Raw genomic sequence first — 16,826 nt, forward strand, 5'->3', positions numbered from 1 at the left:
GATTTTATTTTATATTTTCCAATCTTTCAACTACAGTATTCAGCATTTCTTTGTATTTGTCACCTTTTTCTCTTTCTGCATTTACCACAGCTTCCGGTGCCTTAGCAACAAATTTTTCATTTGAAAGTTTGTTTTCTACCCTCTTTATTTCTCCCTCTAGTTTTTCTTTTTCCTTATTAAGTCTTTCAATTTCCTTATCCATATCTACCAGATCAAAAAGTGGAATAAATAATTCTGCTCCTCTAGTTACTGCTGATACTATATTTTTTGGTGCATCATTTTTATCTTTTAAAAATTCAACTTCACTAGCAGAAGCTAATTTTTTAAAATAATCTTCTCCATTTTGAAAAGCTTCATATGCATCTTTTTCAGCTACATGAACCATAATTTTTGCTTTTCTAGAAAATGGTACATTCATTTCTGTTCTAATATTTCTTATTTCTCTAATAGCCTCTATAATATATTCCATATCTTTTTCTGCCTTTAAATCTTTCAGGCTTTCATTATATTCTGGCCATTTTGATATAGTTATGGATTCATACTCTGTATAAAGGTGAGTATATATTTCCTCAGTTATAAAAGGCATTATAGGATGTAATAACTGCAAACTTGTAGATAATACATTGTTTAACACGTTGTATGCCACACCCTTAGCTTTTTCATCCTCACCATACATAACAGGTTTAACAAGTTCTATATACCAATCGCATAACTCTCCCCATATAAAATCATATAATTTCTGATAAGCTATTCCAAGTTCAAATTTTTCTATATTGTCTGTAACTTCTTTTACAAGAGTATTTAATTTGGACATTATCCATCTATCTGCACCACTGTAATCTTTGCAGTCTTTATACTTATTCATCAAATCTGCATCTATATTCATAAGTACAAATCTTGAAGCATTCCATATCTTGTTTGCAAAATTTCTAGATACTTCAACTCTTTCTGGATAATATCTTATGTCATTTCCTGGTGCATTTCCTGTAATAAGAGTAAATCTAAGAGCATCTGCTCCATACTCATCTATTACCTCTATTGGGTCTACACCATTTCCAAGGGACTTTGACATTTTTCTTCCTTGAGAATCTCTTACGATACCGTGTATAAGTACATTTTCAAAAGGAATGTCATCCATACAGTAAAGACCTGAGAATATCATCCTTGCAACCCAGAAGAATATTATGTCGTATCCTGTAACAAGAGTATTGTTAGGGTAGAAGCATTTCAAATCTTCTGTCTTATCTGGCCATCCAAGTGTTGAAAAAGGCCATAGTGCAGAACTAAACCAGGTATCCAGTACATCTTTATCCTGCTCTAAGTTAGTTGAACCACACTTTGTACATTTCGTAGCTTCTCCATCTGTTACTATAACTTCGCCACAATCCTTACAGTACCAAACAGGAATTCTATGTCCCCACCAGAGCTGTCTTGAAATACACCAATCCTGAATATTTTCCATCCAGTTGAAGTAAGTTTTTTCAAATCTTTCAGGTACAAATTTAACCTTTTTATCTCTTACAACCTTAATAGCAGGTTCTGCCAATGATTTCATCTTTACAAACCACTGCTTTGAAAGCATAGGTTCGATAGTAGTACCGCATCTGTCATGACATCCTACATTATGTGCATGTTCTTTGATTTTAACCAAATATCCCTGCTTATCTAAATCTTCTACTACTAACTTTCTAGCTTCATATCTATCAAGCCCATCATATTTTGTTCCAGGTAATTTTATAGTTCCATCTTCATTCATTACTATTATTTCAGGAAGGTTATGTCTTTTTCCTACATGATAGTCATTAGGGTCATGAGCTGGTGTTATCTTAACTGCTCCTGTACCAAACTCCATGTCTACATAGTCATCCTCAACTATAGGTATTTCCCTATTTATAATTGGAAGTATAGCTTTCTTTCCTACTAAATGCTTATATCTTTCATCTTTAGGATTAACTGCAATGGCTGTATCTCCAAACATTGTTTCAGGCCTTGTAGTTGCAATTTCAAGGTATTCGTCACTGCCTATAATCTTATATTTTATGTGCCAAAAATGTCCCTGCTGCTCTTCATACTCGATTTCCGCATCGGATATAGCTGTCTGACATTTAGGACACCAGTTTATTATCCTGTTTCCCTGATATATAAGGCCATCATTATATAGTTTTACAAAGAACTTTTTTACTGCCTTATTGAGGCCTTCGTCCATAGTAAATCGCTCTCTTGTAAAATCTGCAGAGCAACCAAGCTTCTTTACCTGGTTTCTTATTCTACCCCTGTATTCATTACTCCAATCCCAGGTTTTTTCAAGAAACTTTTCTCTTCCTATTTTCTTTTTTTCTATTCCCTTTTTTAGGAGTTCTTTTTCAACTTTTACCTCAGTTGCAATACTTGCATGATCTTCACCCGGAAGCCATAATGTACTGTAGCCTTGCATTCTCTTTGTTCTTATTATTATGTCCTGTATAGTATCATCTAGCGCGTGTCCAAGGTGCAATTTTCCTGTAATATTTGGAGGTGGTATTACTATTGTATACGATTTTTTATTTTTATCTGCTTTGGGTGTAAAATATCCTTTTTCTTGCCAAAGATCATAAAGTCTGTCTTCAAATTCTTTTGGGTTATAAGTAGTTGCCATTTCTTTCTTTTGTGCCATCAAATCTCCTCCTAATTATTAGATATTCTAATATTAATACCAATTCAAGTATTTACATTCTTAAATCAAAAAAAGCCTTCATCCATAAAGGACGAAGACCCGCGTTACCACCTTTTTTCCTGTAAATACAGGCTCTTAAAAAATAACGATTAAGAAAACCGTCTTTACCTACTGTTATTTCAGCAAAGAAACTCCAAAGCTACCTTCAAGATAATCCATATAGAAAACCTCTCAACTAACAAGTTTTCCTCTCTTTATACTCCATTATCTCTAATCCTCTTTTTCACAGTTAACAAATTCAAATTTATATAGTTCTATTATAACGTTATTTTTTAACCTGTCAAGAAATTTTATTTTCATTTTGAAACGTTTTATGATTGAATTGTGATAATGTCTTAGTATACCGCATTTAATTTTTATAGTAAAACTCTATATACGTCAATCTCATACAACTAGTATTTTTTAAACATATTTCCTGGCGAATCATTCAATAATTTTACACACAATCTATATTTATAGTGTATCATAGAAAGGTATTCTTCTTCCGATAATACATCTTGAAAATCATCTTCATCTACAAGACCATATTTAGGATGAAATATAATAGCTCCATAATTTATCCCGCCACTTCTTACACTTATAAAAAATACAGCAACAAATTTTTTATTATCTGCATTTAATAACGTTCCTGGAATATATACTTCATCCATTTCATTATATGAAACCCCATATAGATCTTCAAATTTCATACTTATGTCTCTATACACTTTTTCAAAATAAAATGGATTTTCTCCTATTTTCTTAAAATCAACCTTTCGTGCATAATCTTCTACATAATCTAAATATTCACCATTCAAAATTTACACCACCCACCATTCACACAGCAAAAAACTTTAATTGTATTTTATTCCATTATATCAAAAGTTATGTGTGGGAAGAGTTTAAATTTAAAATTAATAGTTAAGAATTAATAGTTATAATTAATTTTCACTCATTTTTCACTATTAATTCTTAACTTAAATGTAATTTTCAATTACTAATAATCTATTGATGTGTATAAGTTTATTTTCATTTCGAAATGCTATAAGTTATTTAATAGCTTTTTCTGCAAAAGAGTTATTAACTATCTTATTAAAGTCTGGTCTTGAAGGTATTAAACTAGGTTTATAGTTTTGTATTATATCCTCAAGTCTGTTTAAATCCTGCTGTTTTATAACTGGAGTAGTCGCATAGGCATTTATAGCTCTATAATTTTTCACTACAGAAATCAAGATATCTTCATCTGTTCCAGGGAAAAATGATTTTATAGCCTCAGCCACTTCTTTGTCACTGTGTTTTTGAACCCATATTTGTCCTTGATGAATTGCATCAGTGAATTTTTGAATAGTCTGTGGATTCTTTTCCATATATGATTTAGTTGAAAAATAACAGGTATATGGAAGCACACCAGCAGATTTACCTACTGAAGCAACTACGTATCCAGTTTTATCTTTTTCAAGCATACTAGCTGTTGGTTCAAAAAGTGCAACGTAATCCCCTGTTTTCGATTTAAAAGCTCCTCCTGTTGCAGTGTAGGCAATATTAGTCATCAAGTTAACGTCTTTTCCAGGTTGAATTCCATTTTTCTGCAATACATACTCCAGAGCCATTTCAGGAACTCCACCAGGTCTTCCCCCAATTATACTTTTGCCTTTTACAGATTTCCAATCAAAGTTTTTTTCCGCTTTTCTACCAACTAAAAAAGAACCATCTGTAGTTGTAAGTTGTGCAAAAAGTACGGGGTAATCCTTTCTCTTCTGGTTATATATATATATTGTCTGCTCCGGCCCACAAAATCCAATATCACAACTTTTGCTAAGTACCTGCTGCATAGTTTTATCTGCTACCATTACAAAAACACAAGTTTTTATACATTTTTATTAGTTAAAAATTTTATCAACCTGTTTAAGCAGTTTAAAATTAGTGAGATCATAGTGAAGTGGTGTTAAAGTAGCATAACCTTGTTTTATAAAATATCCATCTGTGTCAATAACAAGAGAATCACTCATCTTACCTTTTAATTGAAAAGTCTTTCCCTCATCTTTAGAATCCACCTCTATAAAATAACCAGTATATCCTCTTTCACCAATTTTGCACACTTTAATTCCTTTTTTTATCTTCATGGGCATATTTAAATTAAATACAACATCATCTTTTATATATCTATCTTCAAGCTTTTCCAGTACTCCTGAAACACATTTTGCTGCATCCTCATATTCTCCTTCAACTCCATCTTCAACTTCCATAGATGCAGCCAGTGAAGGTATTTTATTAATGGCAGCCTCAATAGCTGCAGAAACCGTACCGGAATACAACACGTCCAATCCAATATTCAATCCATTATTTATTCCGGATAAAACCATATCTACATTTCCATCTACAATTTTATCTATTGCAATCTTTACACAATCTGCAGGTGTACCAGTGACGCTGTAGGCTTTAGATTTTATTCCTTCAAGCTTCACTTGTTTAACAAATAAAGGATCTCTTACTGTTATAGAATGACTGCTGGCACTTTTTTCAACATCCGGCGCAACAATTATCACTTCATGCTTTTTTTCTAATTCTTTAGCTAATGCATATATTCCTTTTGCATTAACTCCATCGTCGTTGGTCAATAATAATTTCATAAATTAGCCTCCACACTTATATAAATTGATCATTTAAAACTATTCTACTACAAATACAGAAAATTAAATGTAGAAATAAATAAAAAATCAATTTATATTTTTATAATCACAAACTTGATTATCAAGTGATTCTTAGGTTCAGATGGAGTTTGCTTATAAGGATGACTTTCTCCAGCTGAACCTTAGAAGAACTTATCCAGGCGCGTACCAGTGCTTATCCCCCACTTTGATAGAAGATGGGGGTGTTAGCAATGGTAGTGCGATCGGATAAATCAGCTGGAAAAGCCCGGTAATTCAACTAGCCAAATACCTTGCAAAAATCATCCTCAACCTCAATGATATTTTTATAATTCTCCTTAATACCTATAAGTTTCTTTAAAAACATTATATTCTTTTCCGTTAACTCTAGCTCACTGTACCAGGGTTTTGATTTTCTGCTGCTTTTTTCAAAAGAAGAGTAATGTAAATGAAGCAATAAGTGGCCAAAATATGAAAAGTCTGCAGAAGGTACATACCTCTCATTATTAATGAATCTTGCAAGTCCAAAATCAATAAGATGCACATTATTTTCATGAAGAATCACATTGGGTACCCTTATATCTCTATGAACTATATTGTTGTCATGGAGATATTTTATTATATTTATAACCCTTTTCCCCACCTCATAAATCTCCGGTTGTGTAAATACGTGATTATCTTCAAAAAGCATCTCTTCTATCGTCTTTCCCGTTTTGTATTCCAAAATATAAGCATACATATCATCATTTATTATTGTATCAAATATTTTAGGAATTGATGGATGTTCAATAGATGAAAGTATTTCTTTCTCAAAGATAATTTTACTTCCATTCTTTTTAATAGCCTTAGGTTTAATCTCTTTTAGTACATATTCCTTGCCACCTAAGTTAACTAAATAGCATACACCAAACCGTCCTTCACCTATTAGTCTTATAACTTTATATTCATTAATAAAACAGCCTGCTGGATATACCTTTCTCTTAAAAAACGATATCATGACCATGAACTTTTATATCTTCTATGATGTCTCTGATTTGAATAATGCCGTCTATCGGAATAATGATTTTGATGTGAACTGTGAGAATACTTGTTATTATATTTCCTGCCTGAATTGGAAAGTGAACCAAACCTTCTCAATATACGGCTTAACAATCCTTCTCTTTTATAATAGTTACTACCTCGATGCTTATCTCCATATCTATTTTTTTCTGATGATCTTGAGAAAAAACTCATTAAAGCACCTCTTTTCAATAATTTTAATATGATTAAGTAATTATCAGTTGATAATATACTTTTATTTTATGATATATTATTAATCTATTATTGTCAATATATAAAGCATGATTTTCTACTATGATTTATATTATCAACTGATAGTATAAATCATATATATTTACACATTTATTCCATAATCACACACATATTATTGCAACCTACTAATGAGTAATAAATAATTGACATGTATATCATTTAATGATATAGTATATTAAATCATATGTCATTTAATGATATATAGGAGGTAAAAATGGCTAGAACTAATTCTTTAGAAATGGGTGAACTTACAGACACCTACTATTATATTTTGCTATCTTTAATAAAACCTAAACATGGCTATTTGATTATGAAATCCGTTGAAAAAATGTCAGAAGGCAAGTTTTCAATAGGTCCTGCATCTTTATATACAAGTATAAAAAAACTTCTTGATGCAAAACTCATAAAACTTACAGAGGAATCAGATCAAAAAAAAGTTTACATTGCTACAGATAAAGGCATTCAATTTTTAAAAAATGAAGTTGAAAGGAAACGTAAGATGGTTCAAATTGCAGAAGAAATATTTAACAACGAGGAGATGTTATAGTATATGTCCAACACAAAATATGTTATGAGCAAAGGAGTAGCTTTTGGAGAAGAGGAAGAAATGGAAATGCTCTCTGATTATGCAAGTAAAGGCTGGGTTTTATATAAATTTAGCTTTATGGGATACAAACTCAAAAAAGCTAAACCTGAAAAACTGCAATATTCTCTAGATTATAGATATAATGCAGATGAAGAATACTTTTCATACTTTAAAGAAGCAGGATGGAATCATATATGTTCTGCATCAAATTCAATGCATATATTCAGTGCCCCTGAAGACACAAAACCAATTTATACAGACAGTGATACCAAATCAGAAAAATATATAAGCCAGTATAAATTAGCTAAAAAAATCGCAGTGCCATCACTTTTATGCTTTATTGTATGCTCTATTTTATTTACTATTTTAGTATCACTTGCTAAATATAATTATATACCTCACATATATATAAAAATTTTTGGTGTTATTTTAATACCTACATTAATAATAACATTAATAATAACTATTGTTACAGGACTACCTTGTATATCTTATTACACTACATTAAATAGAATTAAAGATGGTTCTTCAACTCATGTAAATCATAAAGCATTAAAAAAGTTATTAGATACATTAGCAACAATTGCAACTATATTAGTAATATCTCTGTTCCTTTTAAGCCTATTTAACATTATAATTATAAAAATGGTAGGATTTTTGTTAATTGGCCTAATTGCTTTCATAACTTGTCTATTAAGTACGTTCGTAAAATAAAAAATAAACTAAATAAAAGGTGAACAATTATGAATTGAACACCTTTTATTTTATCCTAACTTTAAATATAAAACTCATCAGCTTATAACAACCTTTTTCTTTTCTTCTCTAATAACAATAATTCTCTGCAGTGCAATAAATATAAATAGCAACATTCCTACTGCAATCTTTGTCCACCAAGAATTAAGATTTCCTTGAAACATTATAAGACTTTGAATTATACCCATAGTTAAAACACCAAATACAGGTCCTATAGGATATCCTGATCCCCCTGTTAGTAATATTCCTCCTATTACACAAGCTGCAATGGCATCCATCTCCGTTCCCATACAATGTAAACCGTAACCTGATAGTGTATATAAAGTAAATAACAGCCCAGCTAAAGAAGAACAAAAACCAGATACAGTATAAACAAGAATTTTAACTTTTCCAGTATTTAGGCCCATTAGCATAGCTGAATTTTCATTTCCGCCAATTGCATATACGGTTCTACCAAACCTCGTATACTTTAATACAAATATAGCAACTGCAGCTACTATCAAACTAACAATTACATTAATGGATATAGCTACACCTGGCCCAATGGGTATTCTAAAACCTGAAATAGCAGTAAATACCGGATTTTTAATACTTATAGTATTTATACTTATAACATAACTTGATCCTCGTGCAAAAAACATACCTGCTAATGTTACAATCCATGGGTGAAGATCAAATTTTTCTACTAATATCCCCTGAACTGTTCCAAATACAATTCCTACAATTAAAACAAAAATCATAACCAAAAATGGATTAACTCCATTTTGCAATAAACTTGCAGTAATCATACTTATAAAAGCTATCATAGAACCTACAGAAAGATCTATTCCACCTGTAATAATAACAAAAGTCTGACCTATAGCTAAAACTATTAAATAAGCATTATCTATAAAAAGGTTTGCTAATACTTGTCCTGAAAAAAATCCACTAAACATAACAGATCCAATTAAAAATAATACTATAAACAAACCAATTGTAGCGTAAATCGAAATAAATGATGAATTTAATTTAAAAATTTTCTTCTTATTAGTTAACCCTTTTATCATACACGAGCCACCTCTTTTTCAGGTTTACTTTTAGTTGTATTATTTTTTGATTTCTTTCTTACTAGCATTTTTCTAAATGCCTCAGATTGTATAATACAAACTATTATAACTACTATAGCTTTAACTACAAGAGTAATTTCTGGAGCCACTCCCATACTATAAATGGTTGTTGTTAAGGCTTGTATAAATATTGCTCCTACTACTGTTCCTCCTAAATAAAATCTACCACCTGCCATGGAAGTTCCTCCAATAACAGTAGCTAATATAGCATCTAATTCCATCCATAATCCTACATTGTTTGCATCTGCACTCTTTATATTAGAGCATAAAATAATGCCTGCAATACCTGCAAGAATGCCAGATATAATATACAGTGAGAAAATAACTTTTCGTGCCCTTATACCACAGTATTTGCTAGCACTGCTATTTACACCTATAGATTCAACAAATAAACCTAATGCTGTCTTTCTAATAAGTAAATAAATTGCAAAAACAATTACAGCAGCAATAATTATTGCCACAGGTAAAAAAATATATCCTGTTCCTATAAAAATAAATGACTTATTAGTAAATGTTAGTATTTGGCCACCTGTAATAAGTTGGGCTATACCTCTTCCAACTATGTATAGAATAAGGGTAGCAACCATAGGCTGGATTTCAATATAAGCTACCAAGAAACCATTCCATATTCCACAAAGTACTCCTACTATTGCTCCTGATAACACTGCCTCTGGAACAGAACCACCTCCAACTATAACTGTTGCGGAAGCAGAAGCACTTATAGCAATTATAGATCCAACAGAAATATCTATTCCTTGAGTGGCAATAACTATTGTCATACCTAAAGATATTAATATAAGTGGTGCTGAATGATTAAGTATATCTATTACATTTCCAAATAAGTGTCCATCCCTAATTGTTATATTAAGAAAACCTGGTCTTACTAAAAAATTCAATAAAAGCAGCGCAATTAATGCTGCTACCGGCCAAAATATCTGCATATGATAAAATTTCATAAATATATTGGAAGTTTTAGTATTATGCACTAATATTGCCTCCTTCCGCAATAATCTTAAGTATATTAGATTCTTGTACCTCTTCTCCTGCTAACTCCCCTATAATTTTTCTATCTCTAAGTACAAGCACCCTATCGCAGCAACTTTCTATTTCTGAGAGTTCAGAAGATATAAATATAATTGACATACCTTTTTTTGCTAATTTTATAATTAATTTTTTTATTTCATCTTTGGCACCTACATCAATACCTCTTGTAGGTTCGTCCAAGATTAAAATCTGAGGATCTGTGGCAAGCCATCTTGCCAGTATAACCTTTTGTTGATTTCCACCACTCAAATTGTCAATTCTCTGCTCTATACTAGGAGTTTTAATATTTAGAAGTTTAACATACTTTTCAGCAATTTCCTGCTGTTTTTTCATTGGAATGTATTTAAATATTCCTTTAATAGATTGCAGGGCCAAAATTATATTTTCTCTTATAGTTAGTTCTCCAACTATGCCTGCTGCTTTTCTATCTTCCGGACAAAGTCCTAAACCTTCCTGAATAGCTTTTTGAGGATAAATATATGAATATTCCTTGCCATCAATGATCAATGTTCCATGATCTGATTTATCTATACCAAACAACAATTTAGCACATTCAGTTCTTCCAGAACCTAAAAGTCCTGCTAGTCCAAGTACTTCACCTTTTTTTATATTCATACTAAAAGAATCTATAGTTCCTTTTCTGCCAAATTGTTTAGTTTCTATCAAATTTTTATCTTCCTTACTGTAATAGTCATGAGATAATTGTTTATTTTCTTTTACCATTTCTTCGTACTTTTTTCCTATCATCTTCGAGATTAAATCCATTTGAGGTAAATCTTTTACAGCATAAGTTCCAACCAATTCTCCATTTCTAAGTATTGTTATCCTATCTGAAATTTCATAAACCTGATCTATGAAGTGAGTTACAAACACAATTGACATGCCTTCAGATTTTAACTTTCTCATAATACTAAATAACTGTTTAACTTCATTACTATCCAAGCTAGACGTAGGTTCATCAAGTATTAATATTCCACTTGATATATCTACAGCTCTTGCTATAGCCACCATTTGCTGAATTGCAACAGAATAACTAGATAATAATTTTTTTACATCTATTTTTAAATTTAATCTATCTTCCAATAATTTTGATGCATTTTCATCCATGGTATTCCAATCAATAAATCCCCTTTTCATTGGTTCTCTTCCAATGTAAATATTCTCAGCTACAGTAATGTTTGGACACAAATTAACTTCTTGATAAACAGTGCTTATTCCATTTTCCTGAGCATCACGGGTTGATTTAATAATAATTTTTTTTCCATTTAAAATTATGCTTCCTTCATCTATTTCATAAACCCCTGTAAGCACTTTAATTAGAGTTGACTTTCCAGCTCCATTTTCCCCCATAAGAGCATGTATCTCACCTTTTTTAAGTTGAAAATCTACATTAGAAAGAGCTTTAACCCCGGGAAAAGATTTGCATATACCTTCCATGTTAAGAACAATATCGCTTTCATCCATTAATTTCACCCCCATTTATAAAAATTTCATAATGTATGAATGTGGAATATCCAATTCATACATTATGATTTACAATTCTAATATTTTCTATTAGGTAATTCTTTTTTAGCTTGATCTTGAGTAAATACACCCTCTTTAGTGTGTACAATTTTGTCCTTAAGTTTGCCACTCAATACTTGTTTTGAAGTTTCTACTAATTGAGGTCCTAAAAGAGGATTGCACTCAACTATACCATTTGACTTTCCATCAGCCATTAACTTGAACATATCTTTAATACCATCAACAGAAACTATAAAAATATCTTTTCCTGGTTTTTTACCATATTCCTCTATAGCTTGTATAGCTCCAACTGCCATATCATCATTGTGAGACCACAAAACATTAATTTTATCTCCATCAGATTTCAAAAATGCTTCCATAACTTCCTTACCTTTTGCACGAGTAAAATCACCAGTTTGTGATTTTATGATTTTATAGTTTGGACAATCTTTTATAGTTTCATTGAAACCTTTTTGACGTCCTATCATAGCTGTTGATCCAACAGTACCTTGCAGCTCTGCTATGTTAAGCTTTGCATCTTTCCCAAATTTATCAATTACGACTTTAGCTGCTCTCTTACCTTCCTCTTCCATATCTGACCCAAGAAAAGCTGTAACAAGAGAATTATCTGCTACTTTTACATTTCTATCTACTATAACAACTGGTATTTTAGCATTTTTTGCTTCTTTCAATACTTGTATCCCAACCAGTTTCTACTACAGGATCCAATGCAATTATATCAACCTTTTCAGCTATAAAAGATCTTATAGCTTTTATTTGATTTTCTTGTTTTTGCTGACCATCAGAGAACTTCAGTTCAAAGTTTGGATCTAATTTAGGGATTTCCTTAATGGAACTAGTTTCTGCTGTTCTCCAACCACTTTCAGCTCCAACCTGTGCAAAACCAATTACCTTTTTCTTGCTTGATGAATTCGATGAGCTTGTCTGCTGGCTTGCGCCGCCGCATCCAGCAAATATACCAACTGTTAAAACTGCTGTTGCTGCTAAAGCAGCAATCTTCTTAAATTTCATATTTCTTTCCCCCCATTATATTTATTTTTATTTCAAAAAACCCAGGATATATAAAAACATCCAAACCATATATGTAAAGATTTGATTTTTTTATATAATTAGGATTATTTCTTTGTATATTTCTCCTGCATTTTTGAAATCAACCAATTAATGTTTTGAAAGCGATTTCTTAAATATAATAATAATATTTATTGGTACAAATGTCAATTACTTTCATATATTATTATTTATTACCTTAATTCAATATTATGCTAATACAATTATTTCAATAAAATACATATATTTTTATTGAAAATAAAAAACGTCTAAAAAACAATTACACAAATAACATTTATTGGTATGAATAGTGGATTATTTTACTCTTATTAGTACTAATTTATAACATATATTATAGATTTATACCTATAAACTATATTTACATTTATTACAATAAATATTGTATTTTACTTGAAAGCAATTAACTAAACGAAAAGGTAGTCCTTAAAATAACATTTAAATATACAATTGAAATTAATTTAGGATTATTATCCGCAAGAATTGTAAAAGATGATATGATAAGAGGACAACCTGCATGCATGGGTTAAATTGTGGAACCATCATGCTTTACAGCTTGTCTTCTCTTAATTTGAATACATAAGATTATTCTTTGAAATAGGGATATTAGAGCAATGATTGTACTCATATATGTTAAAAACAGGGCGAAAAAAATACATCTACCATTTAAATATTCATTCATGCAAAGTACAATAAAAGGCATTATATAAAATGAAATAGCAGCTGCTCTTCCCATAAAATCAAATACAAAAGTTTTCTTTACCCCTAATTTATAATTATTTATGATTTTAGAAGTTACAAAGAAATCTATGATCTTTGCTATTATTACAATTAAAAACCACCAGGCAATAAGTTTATATTTTATAAGTATTCCTGTAGCACACAATATAAACAAAAAGTCTGCTAAAACATCAAGAAAACTTCCAAAACTTGAAACTGATTTAAAATACCTGGCAATTTTTCCATCTATAAAGTCAGTTACATATATTGCAAAAAAAATCATTACTAAATAAGTAAATAACTCATCATTTCTATCTAAAGCAAGCTTTTTATTCAAAAATAAAGTAAATATTCCTGTTAAAACTACCCTTAGCAAAGTAATGAAGTTAGGAACTGCATACCTTAAATATTTTTTCATTATCTCTACTCTCCAGCTAAATTCTTTATTGCATCTGCTGCCTTAGTTGTTTGTCCTTTTAAAAGTTTTATACCTTCAACTTTGTCTGCTCCCTTTGCTAATTGCACTAAGGGATCTATTTCTTTTGTTACCTTATTATCTCCACCAGTTGAAAATATCATCACTCTTTTATTTGAAAAATCTTTAATTGTCTTCATATAGGACTCCAGAACGATTGAATACTTTCCGACATAAATAGGAGTTCCAAAAACAAGTACGTCGTATTTAGAAATGTCATAGTTTAATTCTTGAGATGGGTAATTAATTGTAACTTCATAGCCTGATTTTTGCAAAGTTTCTGCTATACTGCTTGCCATAGTTGATGTTAACTTAGTTCTTGATGGCTGATAAATAACCAGTGCTTTTTTACTACTGCTGCTTAAAAGTAATTTTCTCTCATCACTCTTATGAACTATTGAATTAGCATTTACTACCCACTTAAAAAATAGAATGGTTCCCACTATAATAACAACTAACAAAATTAATACAACCTGCAGTACTTTTTTCATTGTAATCCCTCCATTTAACATAATTTATTTCATGATGACTAATTCTTGAAACAGCTGCTTGAGATTTGACAAAATTTTAGCTTTAGTGTCTTCTTTACTAATCCTAAGTCTCCGCTTGTTAATCCACAGTGAAATTTCGCCGTGTAAGTAAGCAAAAAATACATCACTTACAAAGCTTGCCCTTTCTTCTGATAACTTGCCCCCAGCTGCTTCTAAAATATTCTTATCAAATTCTTTTCTTGCACTTGTCACTATGTTCATTACTTCACTGGAAGGCTCTCCACCTATGGATTCCATCCGAAGAAGTTTGTACAATCCAATATGATCTAATGAAAAATCAATAAAATTAGATAGGAGCACATAATAATCTTTTTCTGGATCATCTTTAAAAGTTAAATTATGTCTTGAATAATTTATCATCTTGATCAATACTTGTCCCAAGGCTTCCCAAAGTATTTCGCTTAAGCTGCCAAAATAGTTATATAAGTTTGTATGAGCACATCCTACCTTTTTAGCTATATCTCTCAATGTAACATTTTTAATTCCTTCATTTTGGTCTACTAATTGCAAAGTTTTTTCTAAAATAATCTCTTTAGTTATTTGGCTTTTATCAGTCTTCATCCTAATTCACCATCCCTATTACCAGTGGTAATTACCATTGGTAATATAATAGCATCACAAAATTTGTATGTCAACATTTTTTCATTCTACTGCCTCTAACTCTAAAGTATGAATTATAAATAGCGCCTTCTAAGTGCTAAAAGCACTTAGAATTCTGTTAATAAGCATCAGATGGAGTTAAAACTCCATCTGATGCCAAGAGCTCTGTTTATTTCCAAGCCAGCTCAAACTTCTTTCATATCTTTCTACTTTAAATAGTAAATAGTTCTACTAACCTGAGAGTTTACTTCTTTTCATTATTTCTTTAATTATCAGCTATTTTTTTACAAACTATCTTAGAATTTTTGCCAACATCTACTTTATTTCTATATTCCACTGTCTCGATATCACAGTTAGCTCCTATAGTAACATTATTTCCTCTTACTACTTTTGCACATGTATTTTCAAGATAAATATCATCTCCTTCAATTGTGCCTGTTACAAGTCTTGCAGAATTTGAGAAAAGATTTATCATCTTCATGAAAAAATGACCTTCTCCCAATTTAACACTTATATTTTCGCCGCCTATATCTTTTACTGTGCATTTTCCATACATCTCTATATCTATATTTCCTGCATTTAATAATCCGTCTATATTAAAGCCTCCTCTTGCATTAAAATTTTCTGCTTCACAATCTCCACTTATGGATGCTGAACCTGATATTGATATTTCTTCCGTATGCAAATTACTATCCATACGAGAAGATCCACTTATTTTAACTTTTTTTGCAGTAACACTGCCTACTATATGAGAAGATCCACTTACGGTTATTTCTTCACAATCAAGATTTCCACATATTTTAGTACTGCCACTGATTTTAGTTATTTTACTTTTTAAATTTCCGCTCACATTAGAAGATCCTGATACTTTATAAGAGCTGCACTCTATATCCCCATTCATTTTAGCAGTCCCACTTATTTTAACTTCGTCATACTTTCCACCTCTAATTATTCCAGCTCCAGAAATTTTTACATCTTGCAAATTCTCTTCCATTTTAAAACTCTCCTTTATTTTATAATGTTAATTTTGATTTTAATTGTTCCACACATTCCCCTGCATTTATCTTTAATACAAGTATGGCTTCAGTTTCAACATATACTTCATTTGGTATCAGCATTAAAAAACATACAGCAACTCCAAGCTTCCTTATAAGTACTACATCACAATATCTTCCATAAAATTTCTCATAGTTTTTTTCCAGAGTATCGAGTACTAATTTAGCTTCCTCCAAACTCACTTTACCAGATTTTAAAAACCTATCTACTATAGTCATAAACAGCAGTTCATTAAAATTGAATTCACTGTTTTCTTTATGAACATCTTTATATAATGTGAAAGTAGGTTGTGAAACAACGTTACGTGATGATATGTCACTTTCTTTTAAAATCACTTTCGAAAGATTTGGTGAAAATATGTTTGCAAGCTCATCCAAAGATACGTCATCTTTAAAATTCTTGATCTTTTCTACTCTATCCAGTATTTCCACCCTTGGGAAAAACGTCTCCTGACCTGTAAAGCTGGACCTTTTTATAAACCATTCCTCAGGTATTAATTTTTTTCTCTTCCATCTATACAATTGGCCATAGGAAATACCTGTTACTTTAAGCAATTCTTTTTTAGAAATTAGATTTTCCTCTTCCATATTTTCATTCCTCTCAATAATTTCTTTTTCAAAAACAGTGTAACATAACATTGTTACGTTAGCAATAGTTATTTTATTTAAAATAAAAAACTCACCTTAAAGCAATAA

General features: G+C 30.8%; 16 protein-coding genes, 1 pseudogene and 1 other annotated feature. Of the genes and pseudogenes, 2 read left to right on the top strand and 15 right to left on the bottom strand.

Annotation, left to right across the window (positions count from 1 at the left end; all coding sequences use genetic code 11):
* Positions 1–4: 4 nt before the first annotated feature.
* From B5S50_RS06755 to B5S50_RS06780, 6 genes are all read right to left on the bottom strand, one after another.
* The gene (locus B5S50_RS06755) at positions 5–2,653 is read right to left on the bottom strand and encodes a valine--tRNA ligase (protein WP_217303416.1); all 2,649 of its coding nucleotides are present in this window, start codon (positions 2,651–2,653) and stop codon (positions 5–7) included.
* 84 nt (positions 2,654–2,737) lie between these two features.
* Positions 2,738–2,949, bottom strand: a binding site (T-box leader).
* 156 nt (positions 2,950–3,105) lie between these two features.
* On the bottom strand, positions 3,106–3,510 hold the full coding sequence (locus tag B5S50_RS06760) for a hypothetical protein (protein ID WP_217303417.1): 405 nt from the start codon (positions 3,508–3,510) through the stop codon (positions 3,106–3,108).
* A gap of 231 nt (positions 3,511–3,741) precedes the next feature.
* Positions 3,742–4,542 carry an ABC transporter substrate-binding protein gene (locus tag B5S50_RS06765; protein ID WP_242832229.1) on the bottom strand — a complete coding sequence of 267 codons (801 nt, stop codon included), beginning with the start codon at positions 4,540–4,542 and terminating at the stop codon, positions 3,742–3,744.
* Positions 4,543–4,572: 30 nt separating this feature from the next.
* Positions 4,573–5,322 carry a 5'/3'-nucleotidase SurE gene (gene surE / locus B5S50_RS06770; RefSeq protein ID WP_217303418.1) on the bottom strand — a complete coding sequence of 250 codons (750 nt, stop codon included), beginning with the start codon at positions 5,320–5,322 and terminating at the stop codon, positions 4,573–4,575.
* Between the two features lie 298 nt (positions 5,323–5,620).
* Positions 5,621–6,337 carry a protein kinase family protein gene (locus B5S50_RS06775; protein WP_217303419.1) on the bottom strand — a complete coding sequence of 239 codons (717 nt, stop codon included), beginning with the start codon at positions 6,335–6,337 and terminating at the stop codon, positions 5,621–5,623.
* Positions 6,334–6,573, bottom strand: a complete 240-nt coding sequence (locus B5S50_RS06780) for a hypothetical protein (RefSeq protein WP_083985592.1) — start codon at positions 6,571–6,573, stop codon at positions 6,334–6,336. The genes B5S50_RS06775 and B5S50_RS06780 overlap by 4 nt, the downstream gene beginning before the upstream one ends.
* A 292-nt stretch (positions 6,574–6,865) precedes the next feature.
* On the opposite strand from B5S50_RS06780, the gene B5S50_RS06785 reads away from it, so the two are divergent.
* Entirely contained in the window at positions 6,866–7,198 is a 333-nt protein-coding gene (locus B5S50_RS06785; protein ID WP_065078802.1) for a PadR family transcriptional regulator, read from the top strand.
* 3 nt (positions 7,199–7,201) lie between these two features.
* Entirely contained in the window at positions 7,202–7,951 is a 750-nt protein-coding gene (locus tag B5S50_RS06790) for a DUF2812 domain-containing protein (RefSeq protein WP_217303420.1), read from the top strand.
* Positions 7,952–8,028: 77 nt separating this feature from the next.
* Here the strand turns inward: B5S50_RS06790 and yjfF are convergent, their stop codons facing one another.
* The 9 genes and pseudogenes from yjfF to B5S50_RS06835 form a co-directional block, all read right to left on the bottom strand.
* Positions 8,029–9,036, bottom strand: a complete 1,008-nt coding sequence (yjfF, locus tag B5S50_RS06795; RefSeq protein ID WP_065078804.1) for a galactofuranose ABC transporter, permease protein YjfF — start codon at positions 9,034–9,036, stop codon at positions 8,029–8,031.
* Complete coding sequence (locus tag B5S50_RS06800) at positions 9,033–10,052, bottom strand: ABC transporter permease (protein ID WP_065078833.1); 1,020 nt, start codon at positions 10,050–10,052, stop codon at positions 9,033–9,035. Before B5S50_RS06800 ends, yjfF begins: the two co-directional genes overlap by 4 nt.
* 22 nt (positions 10,053–10,074) lie before the next feature.
* A complete protein-coding gene (locus B5S50_RS06805) occupies positions 10,075–11,604 on the bottom strand; it encodes a sugar ABC transporter ATP-binding protein (protein WP_217303421.1) in 1,530 nt (509 codons plus the stop codon).
* 77 nt (positions 11,605–11,681) lie between these two features.
* Positions 11,682–12,675: pseudogene (locus B5S50_RS06810) on the bottom strand (ABC transporter substrate-binding protein).
* 580 nt (positions 12,676–13,255) lie between these two features.
* Entirely contained in the window at positions 13,256–13,867 is a 612-nt protein-coding gene (locus B5S50_RS06815; RefSeq protein WP_217303422.1) for a CDP-alcohol phosphatidyltransferase family protein, read from the bottom strand.
* 5 nt (positions 13,868–13,872) lie between these two features.
* The gene (locus B5S50_RS06820) at positions 13,873–14,415 is read right to left on the bottom strand and encodes a flavodoxin domain-containing protein (protein WP_217303423.1); all 543 of its coding nucleotides are present in this window, start codon (positions 14,413–14,415) and stop codon (positions 13,873–13,875) included.
* 24 nt (positions 14,416–14,439) lie between these two features.
* A complete protein-coding gene (locus B5S50_RS06825) occupies positions 14,440–15,036 on the bottom strand; it encodes a TetR/AcrR family transcriptional regulator (RefSeq protein ID WP_217303424.1) in 597 nt (198 codons plus the stop codon).
* Between the two features lie 304 nt (positions 15,037–15,340).
* Positions 15,341–16,069 (bottom strand): polymer-forming cytoskeletal protein, encoded by a 729-nt coding sequence (locus B5S50_RS06830; RefSeq protein ID WP_065078810.1) that lies wholly within the window; start codon positions 16,067–16,069, stop codon positions 15,341–15,343.
* Positions 16,070–16,088: 19 nt separating this feature from the next.
* Complete coding sequence (locus B5S50_RS06835) at positions 16,089–16,718, bottom strand: YhbD family protein (RefSeq protein WP_217303425.1); 630 nt, start codon at positions 16,716–16,718, stop codon at positions 16,089–16,091.
* Positions 16,719–16,826 lie beyond the last annotated feature (108 nt).

The sequence above is a fragment of the Clostridium sp. 001 genome (genome assembly GCF_019056555.1).
GTDB lineage: Bacteria > Bacillota > Clostridia > Clostridiales > Clostridiaceae > Clostridium_B > Clostridium_B ragsdalei.